The sequence below is a fragment of the Streptomyces sp. NPDC004031 genome (genome assembly GCF_053604375.1).
Genome location: NZ_JBSGHL010000001.1, coordinates 102,436 through 128,622 on the forward strand (window position 1 = coordinate 102,436; position 26,187 = coordinate 128,622).

At 72.4% G+C, this 26,187-nt stretch carries 25 protein-coding genes; 15 read left to right on the top strand and 10 right to left on the bottom strand.

Going from position 1 to position 26,187, the window contains the following annotated elements; all coding sequences use genetic code 11:
- Window positions 1-16 precede the first annotated feature (16 nt).
- Complete coding sequence (locus tag ACWERV_RS00415) at window positions 17-1,342, top strand: WD40/YVTN/BNR-like repeat-containing protein (RefSeq protein WP_452926827.1); 1,326 nt, start codon at window positions 17-19, stop codon at window positions 1,340-1,342.
- Here the strand turns inward: ACWERV_RS00415 and ACWERV_RS00420 are convergent.
- The 3 genes from ACWERV_RS00420 to ACWERV_RS00430 all read right to left on the bottom strand — a co-directional run bounded on the left by ACWERV_RS00420 (window position 1,314) and on the right by ACWERV_RS00430 (window position 4,943).
- A complete protein-coding gene (locus ACWERV_RS00420; protein WP_452926830.1) occupies window positions 1,314-2,489 on the bottom strand; it encodes a serine hydrolase domain-containing protein in 1,176 nt (391 codons plus the stop codon). The two genes, ACWERV_RS00415 and ACWERV_RS00420, sit on opposite strands and share 29 nt — an antisense overlap.
- 350 nt (window positions 2,490-2,839) lie before the next feature.
- On the bottom strand, window positions 2,840-3,841 hold the full coding sequence (locus tag ACWERV_RS00425; protein WP_452926833.1) for an acetylxylan esterase: 1,002 nt from the start codon (window positions 3,839-3,841) through the stop codon (window positions 2,840-2,842).
- 64 nt (window positions 3,842-3,905) lie between these two features.
- Window positions 3,906-4,943 (bottom strand): LacI family DNA-binding transcriptional regulator, encoded by a 1,038-nt coding sequence (locus ACWERV_RS00430; RefSeq protein ID WP_452926835.1) that lies wholly within the window; start codon window positions 4,941-4,943, stop codon window positions 3,906-3,908.
- Between the two features lie 325 nt (window positions 4,944-5,268).
- On the opposite strand from ACWERV_RS00430, the gene ACWERV_RS00435 reads away from it, so the two are divergent.
- The 6 genes from ACWERV_RS00435 (at window position 5,269) to ACWERV_RS00460 (ending at window position 13,329) form a co-directional block, all read left to right on the top strand.
- Window positions 5,269-6,267 carry an ABC transporter permease gene (locus tag ACWERV_RS00435; protein WP_452927178.1) on the top strand — a complete coding sequence of 333 codons (999 nt, stop codon included), beginning with the start codon at window positions 5,269-5,271 and terminating at the stop codon, window positions 6,265-6,267.
- Between the two features lie 35 nt (window positions 6,268-6,302).
- Window positions 6,303-7,187, top strand: coding sequence for a carbohydrate ABC transporter permease (locus ACWERV_RS00440; RefSeq protein ID WP_452927181.1), 885 nt, complete (start codon window positions 6,303-6,305; stop codon window positions 7,185-7,187).
- A 116-nt stretch (window positions 7,188-7,303) separates the two neighbouring features.
- Window positions 7,304-8,977, top strand: coding sequence for an ABC transporter substrate-binding protein (locus ACWERV_RS00445; RefSeq protein ID WP_452926838.1), 1,674 nt, complete (start codon window positions 7,304-7,306; stop codon window positions 8,975-8,977).
- Window positions 8,978-9,068: 91 nt separating this feature from the next.
- The gene (locus tag ACWERV_RS00450; protein WP_452926842.1) at window positions 9,069-10,616 is read left to right on the top strand and encodes a GH39 family glycosyl hydrolase; all 1,548 of its coding nucleotides are present in this window, start codon (window positions 9,069-9,071) and stop codon (window positions 10,614-10,616) included.
- Window positions 10,613-11,302, top strand: coding sequence for a hypothetical protein (locus tag ACWERV_RS00455; RefSeq protein ID WP_452926845.1), 690 nt, complete (start codon window positions 10,613-10,615; stop codon window positions 11,300-11,302). Before ACWERV_RS00450 ends, ACWERV_RS00455 begins: the two co-directional genes overlap by 4 nt.
- Window positions 11,299-13,329 (top strand): beta-galactosidase, encoded by a 2,031-nt coding sequence (locus tag ACWERV_RS00460; protein WP_452926847.1) that lies wholly within the window; start codon window positions 11,299-11,301, stop codon window positions 13,327-13,329. Before ACWERV_RS00455 ends, ACWERV_RS00460 begins: the two co-directional genes overlap by 4 nt.
- Window positions 13,330-13,406: 77 nt before the next feature.
- On the opposite strand, the gene ACWERV_RS00465 is transcribed toward ACWERV_RS00460, so the two are convergent.
- Window positions 13,407-15,416, bottom strand: coding sequence for an alpha-glucuronidase (locus ACWERV_RS00465; RefSeq protein WP_452926850.1), 2,010 nt, complete (start codon window positions 15,414-15,416; stop codon window positions 13,407-13,409).
- 304 nt (window positions 15,417-15,720) lie between these two features.
- Between ACWERV_RS00465 and ACWERV_RS00470 the strand changes: the two genes are divergently transcribed.
- Window positions 15,721-16,251, top strand: coding sequence for a hypothetical protein (locus ACWERV_RS00470; protein WP_452926852.1), 531 nt, complete (start codon window positions 15,721-15,723; stop codon window positions 16,249-16,251).
- Between the two features lie 37 nt (window positions 16,252-16,288).
- Here the strand turns inward: ACWERV_RS00470 and ACWERV_RS00475 are convergent, their stop codons facing one another.
- A complete protein-coding gene (locus ACWERV_RS00475) occupies window positions 16,289-16,876 on the bottom strand; it encodes a histidine phosphatase family protein (protein WP_452926854.1) in 588 nt (195 codons plus the stop codon).
- Between the two features lie 158 nt (window positions 16,877-17,034).
- On the opposite strand from ACWERV_RS00475, the gene ACWERV_RS00480 reads away from it, so the two are divergent.
- From ACWERV_RS00480 to ACWERV_RS00500, 5 genes are all read left to right on the top strand, one after another.
- A complete protein-coding gene (locus ACWERV_RS00480) occupies window positions 17,035-17,457 on the top strand; it encodes a hypothetical protein (RefSeq protein ID WP_452926856.1) in 423 nt (140 codons plus the stop codon).
- A gap of 76 nt (window positions 17,458-17,533) precedes the next feature.
- Window positions 17,534-17,962, top strand: coding sequence for a MerR family transcriptional regulator (locus ACWERV_RS00485; RefSeq protein WP_452926858.1), 429 nt, complete (start codon window positions 17,534-17,536; stop codon window positions 17,960-17,962).
- Window positions 17,963-17,981: 19 nt separating this feature from the next.
- Complete coding sequence (locus ACWERV_RS00490) at window positions 17,982-18,491, top strand: hypothetical protein (RefSeq protein ID WP_452926861.1); 510 nt, start codon at window positions 17,982-17,984, stop codon at window positions 18,489-18,491.
- An 82-nt stretch (window positions 18,492-18,573) separates the two neighbouring features.
- Window positions 18,574-18,810, top strand: coding sequence for a Scr1 family TA system antitoxin-like transcriptional regulator (locus ACWERV_RS00495; protein WP_452926863.1), 237 nt, complete (start codon window positions 18,574-18,576; stop codon window positions 18,808-18,810).
- Window positions 18,807-19,028 carry a DUF397 domain-containing protein gene (locus ACWERV_RS00500; protein ID WP_452926865.1) on the top strand — a complete coding sequence of 74 codons (222 nt, stop codon included), beginning with the start codon at window positions 18,807-18,809 and terminating at the stop codon, window positions 19,026-19,028. The genes ACWERV_RS00495 and ACWERV_RS00500 overlap by 4 nt, the downstream gene beginning before the upstream one ends.
- A 75-nt stretch (window positions 19,029-19,103) precedes the next feature.
- Here the strand turns inward: ACWERV_RS00500 and ACWERV_RS00505 are convergent, their stop codons facing one another.
- The 5 genes from ACWERV_RS00505 to ACWERV_RS00525 all read right to left on the bottom strand — a co-directional run bounded on the left by ACWERV_RS00505 (window position 19,104) and on the right by ACWERV_RS00525 (window position 24,696).
- Window positions 19,104-19,514: a hypothetical protein gene (locus ACWERV_RS00505; RefSeq protein WP_452926868.1), complete on the bottom strand. Its 411-nt coding sequence runs from the start codon at window positions 19,512-19,514 to the stop codon at window positions 19,104-19,106.
- Between the two features lie 46 nt (window positions 19,515-19,560).
- Entirely contained in the window at window positions 19,561-20,844 is a 1,284-nt protein-coding gene (locus tag ACWERV_RS00510) for a vWA domain-containing protein (RefSeq protein ID WP_452926870.1), read from the bottom strand.
- 50 nt (window positions 20,845-20,894) lie between these two features.
- The gene (locus ACWERV_RS00515) at window positions 20,895-22,133 is read right to left on the bottom strand and encodes an AAA family ATPase (RefSeq protein ID WP_452926872.1); all 1,239 of its coding nucleotides are present in this window, start codon (window positions 22,131-22,133) and stop codon (window positions 20,895-20,897) included.
- A 598-nt stretch (window positions 22,134-22,731) separates the two neighbouring features.
- The gene (locus ACWERV_RS00520) at window positions 22,732-24,258 is read right to left on the bottom strand and encodes a hypothetical protein (RefSeq protein ID WP_452926874.1); all 1,527 of its coding nucleotides are present in this window, start codon (window positions 24,256-24,258) and stop codon (window positions 22,732-22,734) included.
- A gap of 114 nt (window positions 24,259-24,372) precedes the next feature.
- Window positions 24,373-24,696 (bottom strand): hypothetical protein, encoded by a 324-nt coding sequence (locus tag ACWERV_RS00525; protein WP_452926877.1) that lies wholly within the window; start codon window positions 24,694-24,696, stop codon window positions 24,373-24,375.
- A 331-nt stretch (window positions 24,697-25,027) separates the two neighbouring features.
- Here ACWERV_RS00525 and ACWERV_RS00530 point away from each other — a divergent pair, with 331 nt between their 5' ends.
- Entirely contained in the window at window positions 25,028-25,849 is an 822-nt protein-coding gene (locus ACWERV_RS00530) for a helix-turn-helix domain-containing protein (protein WP_452927183.1), read from the top strand.
- A 74-nt stretch (window positions 25,850-25,923) separates the two neighbouring features.
- Window positions 25,924-26,139: a DUF397 domain-containing protein gene (locus tag ACWERV_RS00535; protein WP_031515947.1), complete on the top strand. Its 216-nt coding sequence runs from the start codon at window positions 25,924-25,926 to the stop codon at window positions 26,137-26,139.
- Window positions 26,140-26,187 lie beyond the last annotated feature (48 nt).

Consider the following 26,187-nt stretch of genomic DNA (forward strand, 5'->3'; position numbering starts at 1 on the left):
GGCTAGCGTGGACCGCATGACACGACGAGGGGGGCGGCTCGCGGTCCTCGCGGGCCTCACGGCGTGCGCCGCGGCGACACTGACCGGGTGCGGGACCGAACGCGGCGGGGGCGGCGACACGAGCGCGACGAAGCTGGGCTTCACCCGGTACGCGAACGCCGTCGAGTACGCCGCGCAGGACTACGGTAACGAGAAGGCGTACGTGGCCCCGGGCGAGGGCCTGCGGCAGCTCGTCCCGCTGGGCAACTGCGCCTTCGGCATCGGCACGTACGCCAACGGATACCAGTACGTGGACGTCAACTGGGCCGCTTCCAAGGGCTGTACGTCCTTCGCGATCACCCCGCGACCGGGGCAGGCGAAGGAGGACGACAAGCCGTACTCGATGCGCAGCGGCTGGCGCGGCGGCGGTCTGCGCGCCGAGGTCGCGGTGCCGTGGACCGGCGGCTCCGTCCTCGGCATCGGCGGCACCATCACCCGCCAGGAACCGGACGGCTCCCAAACGACCCTGGCCACCCTGCCGTTGACCTTCCGCACCGACCCGGCGCAGGAGACGTCCGACGACGCCTCGGTCAACACCGCCGTCACGGTGGGCGACCGGCTGCTCATCGGCGGCGGGGAGTACGTCAGCAAGGTCGAAACGCCGTACGTCCTCGCCTCCGACGACGGCGGGCGCACCGTGCGGCGGGTGCCGCTGCCGACCCTGAACGGGCTGCAACCCCCCACCCCTGTAGGCGGGTTGGCGGTGGACGGCACGCGAGTCGTCGCCGTCGGCATGGAGGCCGACAACGCCTACGACTACCACACGGACGCGGGCACCCTGCCGTTCTGGTACAGCACGGACTCCGGCACGAGCTGGATCGCGGGCCAGGTCACCGGCACACCCCCGGGCACCCAGATCCGCGACGTCCTGCACGCGTCCGGGCGGTGGTACGCGGTGGGCGGCCGCGCGGCGAAGGGAGCGGTCTACGACTCCCTGCCGTACGTCCTCACCAGCACCGACGGCCTGCACTGGACACGCGTCGACAACGACGCGATGGGCAGCGGCCAGATCGTCACCGCGACCGTGGACGGCGCCGGGCACCCCGTACTCGTCGGCACCGCCGCCCGGCCCAAGTCCAAGCCCGAGGACCGCTCGGTCTACTGCGCCACCGTGTGGATCGGGGACGGCACCGCCGACACCGCGAAGTGGCGGCGCGGCGGCCTCGGCTGCTCCGAGAACCCGCCGACCACCGCCGTCACCCTCGCGGGCGGCCGCGTCCTCGTCGCGGGCAACGCCGACCTGTGGGCCACCGCCGCCCCGCCGGACGTGACGGTCACCTCAGCGCGGCACGCACCGCGTTGACCAGCGTCGCGGCCCGCCGGTCGTCGGCGCGCTCCACGATGCGGTTCACCACGTAGCAGAACGCCAACCCCCGTTCGGGGTCGGCGAAGGCCAGCGAACCGCCCCGCCCCTGGTGCCCGAAGGCGGCGGGGCCGGTCAACGGGCTGAGCAGGGTCGGCAGTTGGAAGCCCGAACCGAAACGGCTCGGCAGCCCCGTGACCAGGTCGGGCCCCGACGACTGCTGCACGGTCGCCGCCGCCACCGTCCCCGGCGCCAGCAGCCGCACCCCGTCCACCTCGCCGACCAGCGCCGCGTACATCCGCGCGAGCGCGCGGGCGGTGCCGATGCCGTTCGACGACGGGACCTCCGCGGCCTGCACCTCCACCGACCCGAAGTCCACGTCCGCCGGGTCCGTCACCGCGAACGCGCGGTTCGCCAGCGACCCCGGATCCGCCCACATCGCCACCGCCGTACGGATCTCCGCGGGCAGCGACTCCGGCGGCAGCGACGCGAGATCGACCTCCGGCGCGGGGTACGACATGACGCTCACCCGCTCCCGCGCGGCCGGCGGCAGGCCGATGTGGAAGTCCAGCCCGCCCAGCGGCGCCGCGATCTCCTCGGCGACGAACCGCCCCGGCGTACGCCCCGACACCCGGCGGATCACCTCGCCGACCAGCCACCCGAACGTCCGCCCGTGGTAACCGTGCGCCGTCCCCGGCTCCCACTGCGGCTTCTGCGCGGCCAGCGCCTCCACCATCGGCGTCCACGCGAGCGCGTCCGCGAGCGGCACGGGCGTGTCGAGCGCGACGAGGCCCGCGCGGTGCGAGAGCAGCCAGCGCACCGGGAGGCGGCCCTTGCCGTGGGCGGCGAATTCGGGCCAGTAGTCGGCGACCGGCGCGTCGAGGTCCAGCGCGCCGCGCTCGGCGAGCATATGGGCGGCGGTCGCGACCACGCCCTTCGTCGCGGAGTACACGAGCTGGAGGGTGTCCCGCTGCCACGGCCGCCCCGCCGCCGCGTCGGCGAGACCGCCCCACACATCGACGACCGGCTCCCCGCCGACATACACGCACAACGCGGCGCCGACGTCCCCGCGCTCCCTGAAGTTCTCCGCGAATGCGGCTTCGACGCCGCCGAATCGGGGAGCGGCCTCCCCGTGGATCCTCGTCATACCCCCCATCCTCACCCGCGCGCGAGCCGCCCCTTGCGCCGAGGGCGCCCGTTTTTCCCGCGAGCGGGTGAGCTGCCCTTTGCGCCGAGGGCGCCCGTTTTTCCCGCGAGCGGGTGAGCTGCCCTTTGCGCCGCTGGGCACGCGTTTTTTAGGGGCGCGGGGAACTGCGCGCTCAGCCCCCACCGGGGCGCGGGTCGGACACCGACCCAAGGGGTCGCTTCGGTCCGATCCGGACCACCGGCCGGTGGTGGGTTGCTCGCGCAGTTCCCCGCGCCCCTAAAAACGACTGCCTGGCGGCGCAGCCGCAGCGATCCCCGCCCCGGGGGCGCAGGCCCTGCGCAGCAGGGAGGTCAGGGCGCCAACCGGGCGCGGAGCCAGACGAGTTGGCGGGCGGCGTGCAACGCCTCCCCGCCTTCGTGGTGGTTGAACGGATAGACGTGGAGCGCCCGCTCCACCTGCTCACCCCCCGCGGCAGCGGCCCCCGCACCGTAGTGGTTGTACGCCGCGAACACCGTGCTCGGCGGGCACACCGTGTCGCGCAGGCCCACGCCCACGTGGACCGGCGCGGTGGCGCGGCGCGCGAAGTTGACGCCGTCCACGTACGACAGCGTCGTACGCACGCGCTCCTCCGCCTCGCGGTGCACGGCGAGGTAGCGCACGACCTCGCCGTACGGGTCCGCGTCGGTGATGTCGATCGCGCGCTGGACGTGGCAGAGGAAGGGTGCGGCGATCATGAGGGCGGCGAGGTCGGGGACGAGGCCGGCGACGGCGAGGGCGAGTCCGCCGCCCTGGCTGTTGCCGACCGCGGCGACGCGCCGCGGATCGACGCCGGGCAGCGCCCGTACCGCCGTGACCGCGCGCACCGCGTCGGTGATCAGGCGGCGGTAGTAGTAGTCGTGGGGGTCGAGGACGCCGCGGACGACGGCGCCGGGGCCGCCGAGGGGGCCGGCGCCGGGGTCGGGGGTGTCGCCGCCGTTGCCGTAGAGGTCGCCCTGGCCGCGGGTGTCCATGAGCAGGTGGGCGTATCCGGCGGCGGCCCAGGTGAGGCGTTCGTGCGGGAGGCCGCGGCCGCGCCCGTAGCCGAGGTATTCGACGACGGCGGGGAGGGGGGCGGGGTCGCCCGCGGGGCGGGTGAACCAGCCGCGGACGGGGTGGCCGCCGAAGCCGGCGAAGGTGATGTCGAAGGTCTCGACGAGGCTGAGGCCGGTGTCGGCGGGGCGGACGTCGAGGAGGACGGGCGCGGTGTCGGACTGCTTGAGGGTGGTGGCCCAGAACGCGTCGAAGTCGTCGGGCTCGCGCACGTCGGGCGTGTAGCGGTGCAGCTCGCCGATCGGGAGGTCGAACAGGGCCACGGGGGTCCTCCAGCGGGAGAAGGGAAGGGGTCCGGGCGGCGGGGGGCCGCACATGGGGGGCCGGTCAGGGCCCGGGTCGGGGCGGCGCCGTGCTCTCCCGGACGACCAGTTCGGTGCCCAGGTCGATGCGTTTGGTGGGGACGTCCACACCGGCCGCGAGGTCCAGCAGCATGCGGGTGGCGGCGGCGGCCATGTCGTGCAGCGGCTGGTGGACGGTGGTGAGCGCGGGTTCCATCCAGGCGGCGACCGGCAGGTTGTCGTAGCCGACGACGGACAGGTCGCCGGGCAGGCGCAGGCCCAACTGCCGTGCGGCGCGCAGGACTCCCATGGCCTGGGCGTCGGATCCGGCGAAGATGGCGGTGGGTGGGTCGGGGAGCTGGAGCAGTTGCATGCCGTGCTCGTATCCGGCGTCGAGGTAGAAGTTGCCGTGCCGGACGAGGCCGGGGTCCATGGTGAGGCCGGCTTCGTCGTGGGCGCTGCTGAAGCCGGCGACGCGGGCGCGGCTGCACAGCAGGTCCTCCGGGCCGGCGATGACGGCGATCCGGCGGTGGCCGAGTTCGAGCAGGTGGCGGGCGGCGATGAGGCCGCCGTTCCAGTTGTTGGAGCCGACGGTGGGTACGGCGGCGGGGGTGGCGCTGTCGGTGTCGACGGCGACGAAGGGGACGCGCTGGCGGCGCAGCTTCTCCTGCTGGGCGTCGGTGAGCCCGCACTGGACGAGGAGGACGCCGAGCGGGCGGCGGCCGACGATCAGGTCCAGCCAGGTGTCCTGCGGGCGGTGCATCCCGCCGAGCTGGGTGAGCACCAGTTCGACTCCGGCGGCGGCGACCGCCTCCTCCACGCCGCGGATGATCTCCATGGCCCATGCCGAGTCGAACTCGTGGAAGACCAGGTGGACCTGGCTGGTCGGCTCGCTCGACCGGCGGGTGCGGCGCCGGTAGCGGTGGCGTTCGAGGCTGGCCTCCACGCGCGCCCGGGTCTCGTCGGCGACGTCGGCGCGTCCGTTGAGGACCTTGGAGACGGTCGCCACCGAGACGCCCACCTCGCTGGCGATGGTGGCGATCGTCGCGGCCCGCTGCCCGCCTGCTGGATCGGTACTGGTCACGGAGGTGCCCTAGCTGCGGGGTGTCGAAAGTTTCGACACATCTACTGAAACAAGCTGTGCCCATGGGGTGGGCAGATGGCGAATATACGGCACTGGGTGGGGCCAGGCCAGGCTCAAAAGCTGCTGTCACGCCTATTGACACCCGTTCTGCCACGTCCTTAGGCTGCCCGACACATTAAGCAAGAATTTCGAAAGTTTCGACTCCGCCCACTCTTTTCCTGCCGCCTCCTGGAGGTCGGCCCGGTCCTGCGCATGGCCGAACCAGCGCCAGGCGACGTGGGCGTGCGTCGCCCATCCACCGCACGGAGGCCCGACGATGAGCACGATGGGGACGGTGGACCTGCCGTCCGAAGCCTCTGGCGCGGGCGGGCGGAAATCCGCCCGGACCCGCCCCAAAGGCCGTAAGACTGCCAAGGGGGCAAAACGGTCCTGGCGGCAGTCGCTGCGCCGCGACTGGCAGCTCTATTCGCTCGCGGTACTGCCGCTGCTGTTCTTCGCGGTCTTCCGCTATCTGCCGATGCTCGGGAATGTCATCGCCTTCCGGCGATATCACCCCGGCGGCAGCATGTTCGGCGACCAGTGGGTGGGCTGGCGCTACTTCAAGCTCTTCTGGCACGACCCGCAGTTCTGGCACGTCTTCACGAACACCCTGCTCATGGGCGTGCTGACGCTGGTCTTCGCCTTCCCGATGCCGATCGTGCTGGCGCTGCTGCTGAACGAGGTGCGCAGCCGCAGGTTCAAGAAGATCGTGCAGTCGGTCTCCTACCTGCCGCACTTCCTGTCCACGGTCATCGTGGCCGGCGTGGTCATGCAGTTCCTGGCCGCCGACGGCCCGGTCAACCAGGCGGTCAAGCACTTCGGGCACAAGCCGATCCTGTTCATCCAGGAGCCCGGCTGGTTCCGCTCCATCTACGTGTCGTCCGAGCTGTGGCAGACGGTCGGCTGGGGCACGATCCTCTACCTGGCCGCGCTCACCGCGATCGACGACAACCTCTACGAGGCCGCGCGGATCGACGGCGCCAACCGGTGGAAGCAGACCTGGCACGTCACGCTGCCGGGCATCCGGCCCACGATGGTCACGCTGCTGATCCTCAACATCGGCACGTTCATGGCGGTCGGCTTCGAGAAGATCCTGCTCCTCTACAACCCGCTGACGTACCCGACGGCGGATGTCATCTCCACGTACCTGTACCGGATGGGCGTCGTCTCCAACAACTTCAGCTACGCCGCCGCGATCGGGCTGTTCGAGTCCCTGATCGGGCTGGTGCTGATCGTCTCGGCCAACCGGATTTCGCGTCGCACAGTGGGGACGAGCCTGTGGTAGCCCTGGACACAACCGCCACCGAGGACCGGCCGTCGATGCGGCCGGACGGGATCCGCGTCAGCCGCGGTTACCGGGTCTTCCAGGTGGTCAACACGCTGATCCTGCTCGGCGTCGTCGTCGTGACGCTCTACCCGGTCGTCAACATCGTGGCCCGCTCCTTCAGCGAGGACGGCTACATCCGGTCGGGCAAGGTCAACCTGTGGCCGCGCGGCTTCAACGTCACGACCTACAAGGCCGTGATGGGCAACTCGCTGTTCTGGACGGACTATCGCAACACGGTCGTCTACACCGTCGTCGCCACGGTCGTCGCGATGGTGCTCACCACCTGCTACGCGTACGTGCTGTCCAAGAAGGACCTGCGCGGCCGCGGGGTGCTGGTCGGGATCGCCGTCTTCACGATGTTCTTCACCGGCGGCCTGATCCCCAACTACGTGCTGGTGACCACGCTCGGGCTGAAGAACAGCGTGTGGGCCATCGCGCTGCCCAACGCGATCAGCGTGTTCAACCTGCTGGTGATGAAGGCCTTCTTCGAGGGTCTGCCGGTGGAGCTGGAGGAGGCCGCCGCGATCGACGGCCTGAACACGTACGGCATCCTGTGGCGCGTCGTGCTCCCGCTGTCCAAGGCGGTGCTGGCCACGATGGTGCTCTTCTACGCGGTGTCGTTCTGGAACTCGTGGTTCACGGCCTTCCTCTACATGGACCACTCCGACCTGATGCCGGTCACCGTCTACCTCCGCAACATGATCGCCGGTGCCACGGGCGGCACCTCGGTGGGCTTCTCGGAGGCGGACGCGACCGCGATCGGCGCCAACATCCAGGCCGTGACGATCGTCCTCACCACCCTTCCGATCCTGGCCGTCTACCCCTTCGTCCAGCGCTACTTCGTCTCCGGGGTCACGCTCGGCGCCGTCAAGGGCTGACCCCCGCGAGCGCCGCCGCGGGCCGCGACCGCGGCCCCGTACGACAAGCCCTGCCACACCCGTCCCATACCACCCCCTACCCCGAACTCCCGCGCCACGCGGGAATGGAGTCCCCCATGAACAACATCTCCCGGCGGTCGATGCTGATCTCGCTGGGCGCCACCCTCGGCGCCGCGACGCTCGGACTGAGCGCGTGCAGCAGCGACAGCGGCGACGACAAGAAAAGCTCGGACCTGTCGAAGAACAGAGAAGACGCCATGGACAAGTTCGGCGTCGGCGACCAGTTCAAGGCGAGCAAGCCGTTCACCCTCACCACTCTGCTCAACGACAACCCCGGCTACCCGGAGAAGGGCAACTGGCTGTTCTGGACGGAGCTGGCCAAGCGCACCAACGTCACGCTCAAGCCGACCGTCGTCCCCTTGAGCGACTACGAGAACAAGCGCAGCGTCATCATCGGCGCCGGCGACGCGCCGTACCTGATCCCCAAGACCTACCCGGGCCAGGAGGCGACCTTCGTCTCCTCCGGCGCGATCCTGCCGGTCAGCGACTACGTCGACCTGATGCCCAACTACCAGGACAAGGTCAAGAAGTGGAACCTCCAGGGTGACGTCGACACCGTCATCCAGGACGACGGCAAGTACTACGTGCTGCCGGGCCTGCACGAGGACGTCTGGATCGACTACACCTTCGCGATCCGCACCGACATCCTGGACGCACTGGGCCTGCAGATGCCGAAGACGGTCGACGACCTCTACAACGTCCTCAAGGCGATGAAGGCCGCGCACCCCGACCTGTACCCGATGACGGACCGCTGGAGCCAGCCCACCCCCGGCGGCGCGATGCTCCAGACCTTCGGCCAGGCCTTCGGCGCCGGGTACGGCGGCGGCTGGGGCTACGCCAACGCCAGCTACGACAGCGCCTCCGACAAGTTCGTGCTGACCGGCGCGATGGACCAGTACAAGGCGATGCTGGAGTTCGTCGCGAAGCTGGTGAAGGAGAAGCTGCTCGACCCGGAGAGCTTCACCCAGACCGACGACCAGGCCAACGCGAAGTTCACCGCGGGCAAGTCGTTCGTGATCTCCACCAACGCGCAGGAGCTGGTCAACACCTACCGTCCGGGTCTGGCCAAGTCGGTGCCCGCCGCCAAGGTCACCAAGATGCCGGTGCCGACCGGCCCGGCCGGTGACGTCAAGGTGGGCCTGCGCCTGGAGAACGGCCTGATGATCTCCAAGAAGGCGCGCGACTCCAAGGACTTCGTCGCGATGATGCAGTTCGTGGACTGGCTGTTCTACTCCGACGAGGGCCAGGTCTTCGCCAAGTGGGGCGTCGAGGGCGTCACCTACACCAAGGACGCGGCCGGCAACTTCAAGCTCACCAAGGACGTCGACTACATCGGCCTCAACCCGACGGCGACCAAGAAGCTGAACGTCGACTTCGGCTTCGCCAACGGCAACTTCGCGTACGGCGGCAGCACCCAGCTGCTGGAGTCCGTCTTCTCCGACGAGGAGAAGGAGTTCCAGAAGATCATGACCGCCCGCAAGACGCTGCCCGTGCCGCCCCCGCACCCGCTCAACGCCGACGAGCAGGAGCAGTTCTCGCTCTACGAGGCGCCGCTGAAGGACTACGTCCAGCAGCAGACCCTGGACTTCATCCTCGGCAAGCGCTCCCTCAGCGACTGGGACAAGTTCAAGAGCGAGCTCAAGGGCAAGAACGGCGACCAGTACCTGAGCCTCATCAACGGCGCCTACGACCGCTACAAGAGCAAGAAGAACGGCTCCGACAAGAGCTGACGCTCCTGTGATGTGCCGCCAGGCGGGGATTCTCCCACCGGACCGGCCGGCCACCGACGCCACGAACGCACCCTCGCAAAGGACCACCACTGTGCGGATCTCAGTACCCGACCAGCCCTCAGGACACCTGACGGACGCGTGGCGCTTCTGCGTCGGGACCGGCCGGTTCGACCTCGCCCTGCGGCGCGACTACCAGGACTCGCTCGCCCTCGTCCAGCAGGACATCGGCTTCCGGCACATCCGCGGCCACGGCCTGCTGAGCGACCAGACCGGTGTGCACCGCCCCTACGAGCACGCCGGGAAGCGGCACGTACGGCACTCCTTCACCTACGTCGACCAGGTCGTCGACGCCTACCTCGACCTCGGCATCAAGCCCTTCGTCGAACTCGGCTTCATGCCGCAGGGGTTGGCGTCCGGCGAACAGACGGTCTTCTGGTGGAAGGGCAACGTCACCCCGCCGCGCGACTGGCGCGAATGGGCGGACCTGGTCCGCGGCACGGTCGCGCACCTCGTCGACCGCTACGGCCTCGACGAGGTGCGCACCTGGCCCATCGAGGTGTGGAACGAGCCCAACCTCCCCGACTTCTGGCAGGGCGCCGACCAGGACGCCTACCACCGCCTCTACGAGATCAGCGCCGCGGCGGTCAAGGAGGTGGACGCCGGACTCCAGGTCGGCGGGCCCTCGCTGGCGCCCGGCTACCAGCCGCACTGGATGACCGGCTTCGCCGACTTCGTCGAATCCAGCGGCGCCCCCTGCGACTTCGTCAGCCGGCACGCCTACTCCACCGGCCCCGCCCAGCACGTCCCCTTCGGGGTACACCAGACGCTCGGCCCCGCCGCGATGCTGCTGGAGCAGTTCGCGGCGCCGCGCGAGCAGCTCGCGGGCAGCAAGCTCGCCGAACTGCCCGTGCACATCACGGAGTTCAACTCCTCCTACCGCCCCGACAACCCGGTGCACGACACCGCGCTGCACGCCGCGTACCTCGCGCCCGTGCTGGCGGGCGGCGGCGAGCTGGTGGACTCCTTCTCCTACTGGACCTTCAGCGACATGTTCGAGGAGGTCGGCATCCCCACCGCGCTCTTCCACGGCGGTTTCGGGCTGCTCACCCACCGGCAGATCAAGAAGCCCACCTACCACCTGTACGCCTTCATGGCCCGGATGGGCGACGACGTCCTCGCGCGCGGCGCCGACCACCTCGTCACCCGGCACCCCGACGGCCGGGTCACCGTCCTGGCCTGGGCCCCCGTGGACCACACCGGCACCGGCGACGTCACCGACGGCCACACCGTACGGCTGTCCGTCCCGGTCGGCGGCCCCCCGGACGCCACCGTCTACGCACACCGCTCCTCGGTCTCCGAGGACGCGGGCAACGCGTACGCCGCGTGGACCGAGATGGGCCGCCCCCTGTCGCCCGACCGCCGGCAACTGGCAGCTTTGCGGGAGGCCGCCGAGCCGTCCCGCATCCACCGCTCGCTGCCCGTTGCCGGCGGGAGGGTCGAGGCCGACCTCGTCCTGGGCCGCCACGAGGTCACCCTGCTGGAGCTGACCCCGGTCACCGACCACACCCCGCAGTGGTGGGACGAGCGCCGGATGCTCGGCCTCGACCCCACCGCCGACTCGACGGGAGACCCGGCATGAGCGCCGCGTCCGCAGCCCGCAAGGAATTCGGCGAGGGCCCGCTGGCCCGCGCCGCCGCCCTCGTCTACAGCCTGCTGGTGATCGAGGTGCTGCTGCTGGTCGCGGTGGCCCCCGGCCTGCTCGTGCTCGGGCTGCTCGACCGCGACGCGAGCAACGTGCCGCTCGCCGCACTGTGCGCGCTGCCCGCCGGACCGGCCTGGTCCGCCGGGCTCTACGCGTGGCAGCGGCGCAGCCGCGACCTCACCGAACTGCACCCGGCGCGCGCCTTCCGGCGCGGCTACCGCGCCAACGCGGCCGACGCGCTGAAGGTGTTCACGCCCTGGCTGGTCGCGATGGCGCTCGTCGCCACCGTCCTCACCCACCGCGACGCGTCGGGCGTGCCGGGCTGGTGGACCGGGTTGCTCGCCGTCTTCGCCGCCGTGTCCGCGCTGTGGATGGTCAACGCCCTGGTGATCAGCGCCCTGTTCAGCTTCCGCACCCGCGACACCGCCCGGCTCGCCGCCTTCTTCCTGGTGCGCGGCTTCAAGGCCACGATCGGCAACCTGTGCGTGCTGGCCGCGGCCTTCGCCGTCACCCTGGCCGGCGCGCAACTGCTGCCCCTCCTGCTCGCGTCGGTCGTCGCCGCCGCGACACTCGTCAACAGCCGACCGATGATCGACGCGATCCGCGAGGAATTCACCGCATGAGCCTGCCCGTCACGCCCAGCACGCCCTTCGGCGGGGACTACAACCCCGAGCAGTGGCCGGAGCACGTGTGGAAGGACGACTACCGGCTCTTCGACGCCGCGCACATCGACACCGTCACCCTCGGCGTCTTCGTCTGGGCCAAGACCCAACCGGCCGAGGACACCTACGACTTCACCGTCCTGGACCGGGCCGTGGACGAGGCCGAGGCGCACGGCCGCCGGATCTGCCTGGCCACCGGTACCGGCGCGCACCCCGCGTGGCTCGCCCGCGCCCACCCCGACGTGACCCGCACCGACTTCGAGGGCCGCAAGCACCGCTTCGGCCAGCGCCACAACTCCTGCCCCAGCTCCCCGGCCTTCCGCCGCCTGTCGGCGGAACTCGCCGCCCGCGTCGCCGAGCGCTACGCGGGACGGCCCTCGGTCATCGCCTGGCACATCGGCAACGAGTACGGCGGCGCCTGCTACTGCGACCTGTGCGCGGCGGGCTTCCGCGACTGGCTGCGCGAGCGGTACGGGACGCTGGAGGCGCTCAACACCGCCTGGTACACCGACTTCTGGTCGCACACCTTCTACGACTGGGACGAGATCGAGCCGCCGTCCGCGCTCACCGAGCACTGGCGCGGCCCCGACCACACCGCCTTCCAGGGCATCACCCTGGACTACCTGCGCTTCATGTCCGACGCGATGCTCGCCAACTTCCGCGACGAGAAGGCCGCGATCCGCCGCTTCAGCCCCGACCTGCCGGTCACCACCAACTTCATGGGCATGTACCGGCCGATCGACTACCACCGCTGGGCCGAGCACCTGGACTTCGCGTCCTGGGACAACTACCCGCCGGAGAACACCACCCCGGCGTGGATGGGCCTGAGCCACGACCTGATGCGCGGCCTCAAGGGCGGCCAGCCGTTCTGGCTCATGGAGCAGGCCCCCACCACGACCGCGTGCCGCGACGTCAACCCCGTCAAGCGGCCCGGCGTGATGCGGCTGTGGAGCTGGCAGGCGATCGCGCACGGCGCCGACGCCGTCCTGTACTTCCAGATGCGGGCCTCGCGCGGCGCGAGCGAGAAGCTCTTCGGCGCGGTCGTCAACCACGCCGGACGGGACGACACCCGGGTCTTCCGCGAAGTGGCCGCGCTCGGCCGTGAGTTGGCGGACTTCGGCCCGGTCGCACTGGGCGCCCGTACCCCGGCGAAGGTCGCGCTGCTCTTCGACTGGGACAGCTGGTGGACGCTGGAGATCTCCGACGGCCCCAACCGCCACGTCCGCTACCCGCAGGTCGTGCTCGGCTACTACCGGGCGCTGTGGGAGGCGGGCGTCGACGTCGACGTGATCCCCGTGACCGCCGCACTCGACGGCTACGACGTGGTCGTGGCCCCCGCCCTGCACATGGTCAAGGGCGACCTCGCCGAGCGCCTCGAAGCCGTCGCCCGGCGCGGCGGCTCGGTGCTCGCGAGCTACCTGTCCGGCCGGGTCGACGAGAGCGACAACGCCTTCCTCGCCGACGTGCCCGGCCCGCTCGCCCCGCTCATGGGCATCCGCATCGACGAATGGGACGCCCGCGAGCCGGAGTTCAGCAACCCGGTGCTGCTCGGCTCGGGCCCGGACGCCGTGGAGTCCGCGGCCCGGCTGGTCTTCGAACTGGTCATCCCGCAGGGCGCCGAGCCGGTCGGCAGCTACCGGGCCGACTTCTACGCGGGCACCCCCGCCGTGACCCGCAACTCCCACGGCACCGGCTGGGGTTGGTACGTCGCCGCCGGGCTCGACCAGACCGGTGTCGACTGGGTCGTCCGCCAGGTGCTGGACACCGCCGGGGTCGCCACCCGCCACCCCGGGCTGCCGCACCTGGAGACCGCCGTCCGCGTCGCCCCCGACGGCACCCGGCTGCTCTTCCTGCTCAACCACAGCGACCAGCCGGTCACCGCACCGGCCACGACCGGCGGCACCGACCTGCTCACCGGCGACACCTTCGCCACCGGCGAGCAGATCCCCCTCGACGGCCACGGAGTGCGGGTGCTGCGCGAGCACTGACTCCCCGCGCTCCACGGCCCGTTGACGCCGCCGCCCCTTCCTGCCGGGGACGGCGGCGTCGTGCTCCGTCCTCCCGGCTACGGGATGAGCCGGCCGTGCGCGTCGGGCACCCCCGACTTGCGCAGGAAGTACGCGTTCACCTGGTCGCGCCACTCCCCGGCGCACCGCACCTGCTCGTGCAGCCGCTCCAGCACTCGGGCGTACAGGGCGGCGTCCACAAGTCCCGTACCCGCCAGCTCCGTCCACCGCTCGCGCATCGCCGCCGCCTCGTCGGCGCCCGCGAAGTGCGTGTCGTAGATGTGCTGGACGACGGTCACCCCGCTGTGCAGCACATGCCCGTACGGCACGTGGTGGAAGAACAGCAGCAGCTCGTCCGGGCAGGTCGCCAGGTCCTCGTAGACGTCCGACCAGGGCCGCGGGTACTGCCCGGTGTAGCCGGTGCCGGTCGCGCGGGTGCGGTCCACGCCGATGCCGTCGCGGTCGGCGAAGTGGTAGGTGCCCCACGGCTGGTACTCGTAGCCGTCGACGTCCGGCCCGTAGTGGTTGCCCGGCCGGACCATGAAACCGACGCCGAGCGGCGCGGTGTAGCGCTCGTACGTCCGCCACGAACCGTCCATCAGCGAGTGGAGGGTGCGGCGCAGCGGCTCCGGGTCACGCTCGCGCGACAGCAGGGAGACGAACGTCAGACCGATCCACTCGTCCAGCAGCGCCAGCGGGTCCGCCGCCGGATCCCACGCGAGGCGGCCGAACGCGTAGAGGTTGGCCTGCGCGAGCGGGTGCCCCGTCCAGTACGGGTCGTCGCCCACGTTGGAGACGGCCACCAGGCCGCCGCCGGTCACCGGGTCCGCGGCCAGGTCCGCCACCGACCGGCCCGCCTCGCCCCACGGCCGGAAGCCCAGCACCTCGCTCCACATCGGGCCGAGATAGCACACGTGCCGCTGCTGCCCGGTGTACTCCTGCGTGACCTGCAGCTCCACCGCGAGCTTCGTGCGCGGCATCGCCGCGACGACCGGCGAGACCGGCTCGCGGGTCTGGAAGTCGATCGGCCCGTACTTGACCTGGAGCACCACGTTGTCCGCGAACTCCCCGTCCTGCGGGGCGAAATGGTCGTACGCGGCGCGCGCCCGGTCCGTCGAACGGTCCCGCCAGTCCTGCTGGTGGTTGTAGACGAACGCCCGCCAGTGCACCTCGCCGCCGTGCGGTGCGAGGGCCGCGCCCAGCATGTTCGCGCCGTCCGCGTGCGTGCGGCCGTACGCGAACGGGCCCGGCTGGCCCTCGGAATCGGCCTTCACGACGAAGCCGCCGAAGTCCGGGACGGCGTCGTAGACGCGCGCGGCCGCGGCGGCCCACCAGTCCCTGACCGTCCCGTCCAGCGGATCGGCGGTGCTGAGATCGCCGAGGACGACGGGCGCGGCGAAGTTCACCGACAGGTGCAGCCGGATCCCGTACGGCCGGAAGACGTCTGCCAACTCGGCGACGTCACCGAGCCGTTCGGTGAGCAGCCGGGTCTCGGCGGCGTGCACGTTGACGTTGTTGACGGCGACCGCGTTGATCCCGCTCGCCGCCAGCAGCCGCGCGTACGCCCGCACCCGCGGGAAGTCCCGCAGCGGCTCGCCGTCCCGCCAGAAGATCGACCCCCCGGAATACCCGCGCTCCACCGCGCCCATGACCGGGTGGACGGTCAGGTTGTCCCAGTGGTCCAGCATGCGGGTACGCAGCGCGGGCCGGTGCGTCGTCGCCCCGAAGTCGTCACCGAACGCGTCCTCCCCGAGCCGGACGACATGGAAGAACCCGTACAGCAGCCCCGCCGCATCCTCGGCCACGACCCGGGTGACCCTGTCCCGCCGCTCCAGCACATAGCCCTCCGCCCCGGCGTCACCGCCGAGCGCCAGCACCAGGTCGCACCCGTCACCGCCGTCGGCGCTCCCCCCGTACTCCCCGCACGCCCGCTCCACCTCCGCCCGCACGGTGTCCGCCACCCCACCGGCCACCCCACCGGCCGCGTCCACCCGCACCCGCCGTGTCCCGACCGCCCGAAAAGCCTCCGGCGGAAGCCAGGCCGCATGCACATCGGTCGTCGTGTCCATCGTCACGGAATTTCCCGTCTCGTCGCGTACGCGCGTGCCGCGCCGTGCTCTCCCGACGAATCTACTCACTGCGATTTACCGGGTAAATGCCCTGGTGGGAGTGTGTGCGAGATATTCGGTGGACCGAAATGTTTCGAAGCGGAGAGTAAGCGGGCGGGCGTCTTGCGAATACCCCCGCTCATATGACGGCGGGCGTATTCGGATGATCTCCGCCGCGGAATTCGACCGCGTCTCCGGGCGAAGCGCCCTATCCTGCTCCTCCGGCGCCGCCGCGACCGTCGGCGGCGGAGAAGGGGGAGGCGCTGTGCCGGATCTCGCGGCAGCCCGTGCGGCGCTGCGCACGCTGGAGGGGCGCCCTCTGACCGCCGTAGGCCGCGCCGCGACCCTCGTGTGGTTCACCTTCGGTGACGAAGTGCCGTGGGCCGACCCGCGGGGCGGCCCGTCGGTGCGCGAACTGGCCCTCCACCTGCAATGCCGGTGGCGGCTCACCCGCGGTGCCGCGGTGATGGCCGAGGAGGGCGACCTCTTCCGTCCGGGAACCCGCGCGGGGGCTCGGACGGGGGCCCGCGCCGGGTTCACCGCCGGAGGTGAGATCGGCACGTCCCGGTTCGACGACCGCGCCGAGGCCGTCACGCGGCTCGTCGCCCGGGAGGGGCCGGTGGTCGACGCGGTGAGCATCGGCGAGGAGTTCGACCTCCGGCTGACGCTGTCCACGGGCATGGCCCTGGAGGTCTTCCCTGCCGCACGCGCGGGACGGGAGGACTGGCGCTTCCTCGGCTCGGCGGAGGGCGGGCGGCACTACGTGGTGGAGAACGGCGCCGTGTACACGGTCTGACCGTCCGGCGCCCCGGGCAGGAGGGCGGCGGCTCCGGCTACGGGACGTTCCAGGCGGACAGGACCGGCTGCCCGTCCTCCGTGGCGAGGAAGCTCAGGGTGCCCGGGTGCGGGTGGGCGAGCAGGCGGCTCGCGGACGGGTCCAGGCCGAGCCAGCGGACGGTGAGGACGCGGGCGAGGTGGCCGTGCGCGACGACGGCGACGTCCCCCTCGTCCAGCAGCGGACGGACCCGGTCCAGCACCGCGTCCGTGCGCGCGGCCACCTCCGCGAGGCGCTCCCCGGGGTGCTCGGCGTCGCCCGGCACCACACCGTCGCGCCACAGGTCCCAGCCGGGGCGGGCCGCGCGGATCTGCTCGGCGGTCAGGCCCTCGTAGCCGCCGTAGTCCCACTCCAGCAGGTCGGGATCGGGCTCGGCGCCGGTCAGCCCGGCCAGCTCGGCCGTGCGCACCGCGCGGCTCAGCGGGCTGGTGAACACCGCGACCAGGCTGCGGCTGGCCAGCCGCGGCGCGAGCGCACCGGCCGCGGCCTCACCCGCCGCGGTCAGCGCGACATCGGTCCGTCCGGCGTGCCGGCCCGACAGGCTCCACTCGGTCTGGCCGTGCCGGATCACCATCAGCTCACCCATGGCCGCGCACGCTACCCGATCGCGCGGCCCCCCGGCATGCGCCCGCCGCCGCCCCGGCGCATGCTGGGAAGCGGTGGCGGACGCCCCGCCCGCGGTGCCGTGCGGCCCAGGACCGGCGGATCGCGGAAACCGGGGCCTCCCGCGGAAGGGAGCAGGCCGTGCCCGCTCTGCATCTCCAGCTGACATCGTCCATGAGCCCCTCCGAGGTGATGGGGGTACTGACCGACTTCAGCCCCGCCCGGGTCGACGAGTGGCCCTCGATCGACGCGGACCACTTCGAGGTCCACGAACGCGGCGACACCTGGGCCGAGGTGACCGAGGGCAACGAGAAGTCGTTCGAACGCGCCCGCTACGAATGGGACCCGGCCGCGCACAAGGTCACCGTCACCACCCGCGAGTCCAAGCCCTTCGGGCCGGGCGGCTGGGTCTTCGACCTCACCCCGGACGGCGACGGCACCCGCATCGACATCGAACTCCAGCGCCACCCGACGACGCTGACGGCGAAGGTGCTGTCCACGATCATCCCCTTCGCGGGCCCGGTCTTCCGCAAGTCGTTCCGGGAGCCCCTGAAGACGACTTAGGCGTTTCCGGCCACGAGGCGGGTGACGCCCACGTCGATGTTGACCTTCGAGTTGGTCGAAGCTCGATGATGGCGAGGTGCCGCATTCCGAGTTGATGCCTATCGGGGTCTTCGCCCAGCACACCGGTCTGACCGCCAGCGCGTTGCGGTTCTACGCCGACTCCGGGCTGCTACCCCCTGCCGAAGTGGACCCGGTCTCCGGTTACCGCTACTACGGCGCTGAACAGGGAGCACGGGCGACCGCGCTGCGTCAGCTCCGCGAGATCGCCATGCCCCTGGCTGCGGTGGAGGAGGACCCCGGCGTTCGGCTCCCCGCCACCGTGACGGGCCCGGCCCTGGAGATCCGGTTCGAGATGACCACGCTCTATCCCGCCGTGAGCACGGCCATCGGCCCCGACGTGATGCTCGACCTGAGGGGACACGACCGACCCGTCACGGTCCGCTCCGCCGACCGCGGCGATCTCATCACCCTGGCCATGCCCGTCCCGTCCGACCACCCGGCCTGAGAACGACGAGGAACACGTCATGCCTACCGCCCCCGCCGGCCCTGACCCGACCATGGAGGCCATCGGCCGGGCCGTCGCCGAAGGCCGAACGGGCAGCACTCTCACCGCCCGCCGCAAGCTCCTGGACCTGTGGTCGACGATCGGCGTCACCGGCGACCCGCTGCACCGTTGCTCACTCGCCCACTACCTGGCAGATCTCTACGAAGATCCCGCGCAGGCCCTCGCCTGGGACGTGCGGGCCCTGGACGCCGCCGACGCCGTGACCGAACAGCGTCTCCAGGACCACCACGCCGGCCTCCACATCGCCGGGTTCTACCCCTCCCTCCACCTCAACCTGGCCGACAACTACCGGCGACTGGGGTCCTTCGACGCAGCCACGGAACACATCGACGCGGCCAACCAGCGCGCCCCCCACCTCCCCCAGCAGGCATACGGTGCCCTCGTGCGCACCGCCCTCGACGAGGTGGCGGAGGCCATCTCCCGGCGGGACACCACCAAACGCCCCTCCGCACCCGGCCCCACCGCATGACGCGCGGGAACGCTCCCGATGCGGGCGCAGTTGCGGCCACCTGCTGGACATGGCCGACCTCCCCAATGTCACGATCCAGGTGATGGACCTGCGTGCGACCCCGCACCCCGGGCTGCTCGGTCTGTTCGAGGTCGTTCGCTTCCCTGGCCCGTGGCCGACCGTGGTCAGCCAGGAGAATCTGCGGGGCGGGTACTTCGCGGAGGGAGCGGACGACGTGAAGGTCTTCGAGAACGCCTTCGAGCGGGTGGTCGCCACGGCACTCTCCGTGGACGACTCACTGGTGAAGATCAAGAAAATAATGGAAGGAAGCGGGACGTGACTCCCAACAAGGAAGAGCTGTACGCCGTCGATCTGTCCGCCGCAGCCTGGCGGAAGTCGTCCTTCAGCAACGGCGGTGAGCACTGCGTCGAGATCACCGACCTCCCCGGCGGAGGCGTCGCCCTGCGGGACTCGAAGAACCCGTCCTTCCCGGCGCTGCGGTACACCGCCGAGGAGTGGGACGCCTTCCGGAAGGGCGTGGCCGCCGGGGAGCTGTGAAGGTCGGCCCCCACGGCGTGGCATCGCAGAACGGCCCTCCCCGGATCCGGGGAGGGCCGTGTGGGTGCGGGGGGCCTACCCGGCGCGCGGTGGGGTGGTTGCGGGGACCTCGGGGAGGGACAGGAGGCCCGCGAGGAGGGTGAACAGGGTGAGGAGGAGGACGGTGGCCGCGGGGCCGGGGGAGTTCCCGACGGCGCGCGCGCCGATCAGCCACCAGAGGGGGGTGCCGGCCAGGATCAGGAGGTGGTTGCCTCTTTCGCCGAGCAGGCGCATGCCCGCCCACAGCAGGACGGGCATCGACGTCAGGCCGACGGCCAGGGCGAGCAGGGCCTCGGACCAGCCCGCGCCCATCGCGCCCGAGGCGGCCGCGGACACGTCGTCCGACCACTCCACCAGGCGGTGCCACACCGTGTAGTCGGCCGTCGCCGCCGCCGCGGACACGAGCGTTCCCTTGGTCCCGCGGACGACCACCGTACGTCTCGTCATCCGCCCATCCTCGCGCCCGCGCGCGGCGCCGTGGGACGGACCGGCGTCAGCCGATCGTCACCACGCGGGCCCAGTCCGGTGGGGGAGTGGGGTGGTAGTGGTCGGGGGTGTCCTCGGTGATGCGGGGTGGGCGGGGGAAGAGGCCGATCACCGTGCGGCAGGGCGGGGCGTGGGCGGGCCAGGGGGTCTGGCCGTCGGTGAGGGCCACGATCACGTCGGGGGAGGGGTGGGCGCGCAGGGCGCGGGTGAAGCCCTCGCGCAGGTCCGTGCCGCCGCCGCCGATCAGCGGGATGGCGTGGGTGGTGGTGAGGGGGCGGACGGCGGCGGCCGCCGCGTCGCACGCGAGGACGCCGACGAGGTCGCGGCGGCCGCCCACCGCCGCGGAGATCGCCGCGATCTCCAGCAGGGCGCTGCCCAGTTCGGCGTCGCTCACCGACCCCGAGGTGTCCACGATCACGCGCACCCGCGGCGGCGTACGGCGCAGGCTCGGCAGCACCGCGCCCGGCACGCTCGCCGAGCGCCGGCCGGGGCGGCCGTACGTGTAGTCCCCGCCCGTGCCGCCGCTCGCCGCCGCGGCCCGCACCGCCGCGCCGAGCAACTGCCGCCAGGGCTGCGGTGGATGGAAGGCCTCCTCCGCCCACCGCTGCCAGCCCTCCGGTACGTCACCGGGGCGGCCCTTGATGCCCTCGGCGACGCGGAAGCGCACCGCGTCCCGCTCGTGCGGCTGCAACTTCCAGGAGCCGCCCGGCCCGAGGTCCCACGCCCGGCCGTGGCCGTCCACGCCGCTGCCGCAGTCCAGCCACTTCAGGCCGCCGGTACGCGGGCCGAGACGGATCTTCTCCAGGTACTCCTCCATCAGCAGACCGGGCTGGAGCCCGAACCACCCCGGGGTGACCGCCCCTTCGGGGAAGGGGAGGCCGTCGCCGAACGCGTCGTCGTTGATCTCGCAGTCCGCGGCGATGTTGCGGCGCAGCCGCTCGGCCGGGCCGTGCTCGTCGTGCTCGCGCGCGTACCGGTCACCGCGGCCCTGGTGGTCGCGCAGCAGGTGCGACACCTCGTGCACCCACACCGACGCCAGCTCCTCGACGGGCGTCGCGGCGACGAAGGCGGGGGCCGCGTAGCAGCGCCAGTACGGGTCCACCGCCATCGTCGGCACCCGCCGGGACGGCACGATGTGCAGCGCGAAGAGCGCGCTCGCGAGGTACGGGCGGGCGCGGGCGGCCAGCAGACGGGCCGCGTAGAGCTTGTCGAGGTCGAGTGCGGGCGGCGGCTCGTCCGCGGGGGCGGGCGGCGCGGGCAGCTCGGTCCGCCCCGGCGTACGGTGCGGCATGAGACGGGGCGTGGGGCGCGGCTCCCCCGCAGACGGGCGCGGGTCCGTGCTCATCGGGCGGCACCCGCCCTCGCCGCCGTACGGGCCGCGGCCGCCGAGGCCTGGCGGGAGATCGTGAACGCCCCGCTCAGCCGGTCGATCGCAGCGGGGACGTCCCAGTCCTCGCGGCGCAGCGCCGCCAGCGTCTTCGCGGGCACCACCACCAGGTCGGGCGCGCCCGTTTCCAGGGCCCGCACCAGCAGTGCCCACGCCGCGTCCCAGCGCGCCCGGGTCGGACGGGAGTGCACGGCGGTCACCACCGCCTCCAGCGCCGCCTGCCGCAGGTCACCCCGCTCCGGCAGCTCCGCGGTGGCCGGGTCGGCGAGCAGCGTCTCGGGGTCGGGCAGCTCCATCCGGTCGATGGCGGCGAGGAGTTCCAGCCCGGGACCGTCGCCGACCGCGCCGCGCGCCAGCAGCGCGAGCACCTCGCGCGGCGAGTCCGCGGCCGTCGCGAACGCCACCAGCCGCAGTGTCATCTCCCAACTCCGGGGCGAGGGCCACGCACCGCCCCTGCGCGTCTCCGACGCCGGGAGCTGGTGAACGAGTTTGGGCCGCGCCCGCAGGAAGCCCGTCACCGCCCGGCGGGCGAACTCGACCGCCTCCGCGAGGCGTTGCGGATCCAGCTCCGGCAGGGCGGCGCGCGGCCACACCCCGCCCAGGCCGCGCACGACGACCTCGTGCTCGTGCGTCCACTGCAGATGCACGAAACGGTTCGCCAGCGGCGGGCTCAGCTCCCAGCCGTCCGCCGCCGACGAACGCGGGTTGGCCGCCGCCACGATCCGTACGCCGGGCGGGAGTTGGAGCGCGCCGATGCGGCGCTCCAGCACCAGCCGCAGCAGAGCCGCCTGCACGGCGGGCGGCGCGGTGGACAGCTCGTCCAGGAAGAGCAGGCCGCGTCCCGCGCGGACCAGCCGCACCGCCCAGTCGGGCGGGGCCATCGGCACACCCTGCACGGCCGGGTCGTCCCCGACGACGGGCAGCCCGGCGAAGTCCGACGGCTCGTGGACGCTCGCGATCACCGTCGTGAGCGGCAGATCCAGCGCGGCGGCGAGCTGCGTCAGCGCGGCGGTCTTCCCGATGCCGGGGGCTCCCCACAGCAGGACGGGGAGGTCGGCGGCGACGGCGAGGGTCAGGGCGGACAACTGGTCGTTGGGACGGTGCTCGGTGCGGGTCGCGCTGAGCAGCGCGAGGAGTTCCCCGGCGACGCCGAGCTGGTCCCTGGCGGGGGCGGTGGGGCTTTCAACGGTCATAGGTCACCTTTGCGTTCGAGGTCGAGGTGTTCGGCCTGGTCGGCCGGACACGAGGGAGCTTGCGGTCGCCCTGCCGGGCGGGCTTCCCGGTGCGGCGGGGGGAACCCGTTTTTCCGGCCGCGCGGAGGGTGCGCATGCCGCGCCGGGCACCCGTTTTCCGGCCGCGCGGGGAGTGCGCATGCCGCGCCGGGCACCCCCAGGGGCTGCGTGGGGGTACCTCCCAGGCGAAGCTCTGGGGGAGAACTGCGCGCTCAGCCCACCACCGGCCGGTGGTCCGGAGCGGACCGAACTGCCCCTTCGGGTCGGTTGCCTACCCGCGCCCCGGTGGGGGCTTGTCGCGCAGTTCCCCGCGCCCCTAAAAACGGGTGCCCCGCGCAGCCCGAAAACGGGTGCCCCGCGCGGCACGCGCAGCCTGAAAACGGGTGCCCCGCGCGGCAGCGCGAGCCCGCCCACCCGCGCGGCGGCGGAAACGGTCACCCCCCCCGCGAGGCCGCGGAAACCGCCACCTGCGCGCCGGCGGGAAAACGGTCACCCCTCGTGGCAGCGAAGAGCTTGCGGGCCCCGCGGGGCAGAGGTGCGGGTCCAGCCGGGGGGCGGGTCAGTGGGTGGCGGCGTGGCGGGGGTGGGAGGTGAAGTCGGTGCGGCGGCGCCGCTCCTCGCGGGTGAAGGGGGCGAACGCCCGCCGTCCGGGCGCGGGCCCGGGTGTGGCGAGGCCCGAGCGGTAGAGCCCGTGGTCGATCCGACCACGGGCCGCCGCTTCGAGCGCGTCCCGCAACCCCCCTTCGCCGAGCCGCGCCGAAGGCCCGAGCAGCGCTTCGACCTCGGCGAGCGCGCCGCGGACGTCGCCGTGCGCGAGGCGGGCGCGGACGTCCGGGAGGCTCTCCGGATGGCGGTGGGCGAGCGCGATGGCCTGGAAGCACGGCAGCGGGGGGCCGTTGAGTTCGGCGAGCAGCGTCTCCCTGCGGACCTCCTCGCCGTCGTGGTCCAGCGCGGTGAGGACACCGCCGACGAGGCCGATGCGGTGCCGCGCCCCCCGGCAGTCGACGTACCGGGGTCCGGCCGCGCCCGGCGGGCCGCCCGGAGGTCCCGCCGCCCGCGCGCGGCCGGGCGCGAGGGCGGCGGCGACCAGCGGGTGCAGCTCTTCCGGTGCGATCAGGCCTGCGGCGAGGAGCGCGAGGTCGGGCGGGATCCAGGTCGCCGCGTCGGGCAGCACGGGCAGTGCGCGCGGCTCACCGTGTGCGGCGGCGGGGCCGAGGCAGCCCCCGCATCCGGCGCGGCAACCCCCCTCCCCGGCAGGGGTGTCGCATCGGTACGCCCCCTCCGCGTACCGTGCGGCGATCCGGGGCGGTGCGCCCGGCGGGGTGTGGATCTCCAGGACGAGCCGTCGCCCGCGCCCGAGCCGTACGGCGACGGTCCCGCCGTGCGGGGAGCCTTCGGCGTGCAGCAGCCGGGCGGCCTCGTCGGCCCACCGCGGTACGGCGGCCCAGGTGTCGGGGCTGTCCGGGGCGGGGTGGGCGCGGGGGTCCCACCCGCGGGTCACGCCGGAGCGTTCGCGCAGCTCGTGTGCCCTTTCCGCGTCCCATACGTGGCGGTGCAGGTCGAGCCGGAAGCGGCGGTCGGGGCGGGCGTGCGGGTGGGTGCCGCAGGAGGGGGCGGGGGTGCGGGTCAGGTCGCGGGTGCCGTCGTGGAGCGCGAGCTGGACGCGCTGGCGGCCGGCCGCCGGTGCGGGCGGTGTGCGGGCGACGAGGTGGAGTGCTCCCTCCGCGGTGGGGTAGCGCGCGAGGGCGAGGGTCACGCCGGGGCGGAGCAGCCCGTCCGGGGCGGTCCTGGGCATGTGCCAGCGCAGCAGGTCGGGCGCCAGCCGCCGCAGGTCCAGGCGGACGCGGGCGGCGAGTTCGCTGCCGTGCGTACGGGCGAGGGAGCGGGGGGTGAAGTCGACGTCGAAGCCCGCGGCGGCGCAGGCTCCCGCCCAGTCGCCGGCGTGGCGGCGGGCGGTCGCGGTGTCGATCATCGGGAGCGGCACGGCGTAACGCCGCACGTGCAGCCACACGGAAAGCCGGGTCTCCGGATTCGCGGATCGAGCCGTGCCCTCGAAGGCGGCGGGCTCGAAGGTCTGAGTGCCCATCAGCACTCACCTTGCGCGAATCGGGCCCCCGTTCTGAAAACAGAAGGAGTAGTCATCGCGCTCACCATAAGCGACCGTGCCGCGCGATGTCACCCCCTCACGGGGGTGCGCGGGTCAGGCGATGCGGGCCCGTACCGCCCGCCGGATGCTCCAGCTGACCCGCCCCTGGTCCAGCTCGAAGGCGAGGTCGGCGGCGCCGGTGAGGAGTAACTGCCGTTCGGTGGCGCGGTGCAGGGTGTCGATCCAGCCCCAGATGGGGTGGTCCTCGGGTGCGCTCGCGCCGTACGTGCGGGCCTGGATGCGTATCCAGGACACCGCGCGGTCCGCGCACTCCACGGGCAGCTGGACGCGGCGGTGCTGGTGGTCCGCGCCGCTGAAGACGTGGTCGATGACGTAGGCCGGCGGTGGTACCGGGTACGCGAACATGCCGTCTTCCACCGTCACCACTCCTGTCCCGGCCAGGGCGCGGCGGTCGGCCCGAGGGTCGCCGCCGTGCCCGCGGCGCCCCCGTGCGCCCGGCGTTGCGTGAGTCACATACGTCACTATCGTGCCGCGGAGCGCATCGCGCAATGCGCTTCCTGATAATTTCATCCTGCGTCCGATCGACCTGGTGTTCTCATCAACTGTGTGTGACACTCGGCTTGTTGACGGATGGTCAGCAAGCTGTGAGCAACCAGGACAACCAGCCCTCGGGGCCCGGTCAGGGGGACGTGTGAGCGAGGAGCGGCCGGCCGCCGCGGGTGGGCCCAGTGCCCCCACCGTGCTGCGCATGATCCTCAGCCGCCGGTTGCAGGAGCGCCGCCAGGAGGCGGGCCTGTCGCTGGAGCAGGCCGCCCGGTCGCTGCGCGTGACCCCGCTCACCATCCGCCGCCTGGAGAAGGCGGAGGTCGCCCTCAAGCCGCTCTACGTCGAGAAGCTGCTCCAGACGTACGGGGCCGGGCCGCGCGAGATCGAGGAGTTCTGCGCGCTCGCCGAGCAGGCCAACGAGCCCGGCTGGTGGTATCCGTACCGCGATGTGCTGCCCGGCTGGTTCAAGGCGTACGTGAGCCTGGAGACCGGCGCGCGGGCGCTGCGCACGTACGAGCCGCACTACGTCACCGGACTGCTCCAGACGCCCGACTACGTGCAGGCGTGCCTGCGCGGCGGATTCCCCCACGAGTCCGAGGAGGCGCTCGCCCAGCGCGTCGAACTCCGGCTGCGCCGGCAGAGTCTGCTGGAGCGGGAGGACGCGCCCACGCTGTGGGTCGTCATGGAGGAGGCGGTGCTGCACCGCCAGGTCGGCGGCGCCGCGATCATGCGCGCGCAGATCGAACGGCTGCTGGAGGCCAACGAACTCCCGCACGTCAGCGTCGACATCGTGCCCTTCAGCGCGGGCGCGCACGTCGGCGCCTGCGCGCCCTTCACGTACTTCCGGTTCGCCGAGCCCGAACTCCCCGACATCGTCTACAGCGAGATCCTGTCGGCCGCCGTCTACCTCGACCAGCGCGCCGACGTCTCGACGCATCTCGAAGCGCACAACCGGCTCTCCCTGCTCACCTCCACCCGGGAGAGCACCGCGCTGCTCAACCGCATGCGGAAGGAGTACTCATGACCCCCACCGACTCCCGCGGCCCCGCCTCGGAGGACCGCCCGGAGATCACCGACCTCGCCGTCATCCGGAGCGGCATGCCCGCCCGGGAACTCGGCGACCACGGCTGGGAGTGCCCGTGGAGCGGCCCGAACGGCGGGCAGTGCGTGGAGCTCAAGCAACTCCCCGACGGGCGTGTCGCGTTGCGCCAGTCCACCGACCCGGCGGGCCCCGCGCTCGTCTACACCCCGGACGAGATCCGCGCGTTCGTGCGCGGCGTCAAGGACGGGCTCGCCGACCACTTCGCCGCGTGACGGCTCCCTCCGGCAGGAGGACCGCGGACGCCTGACCGAAAGGACCAC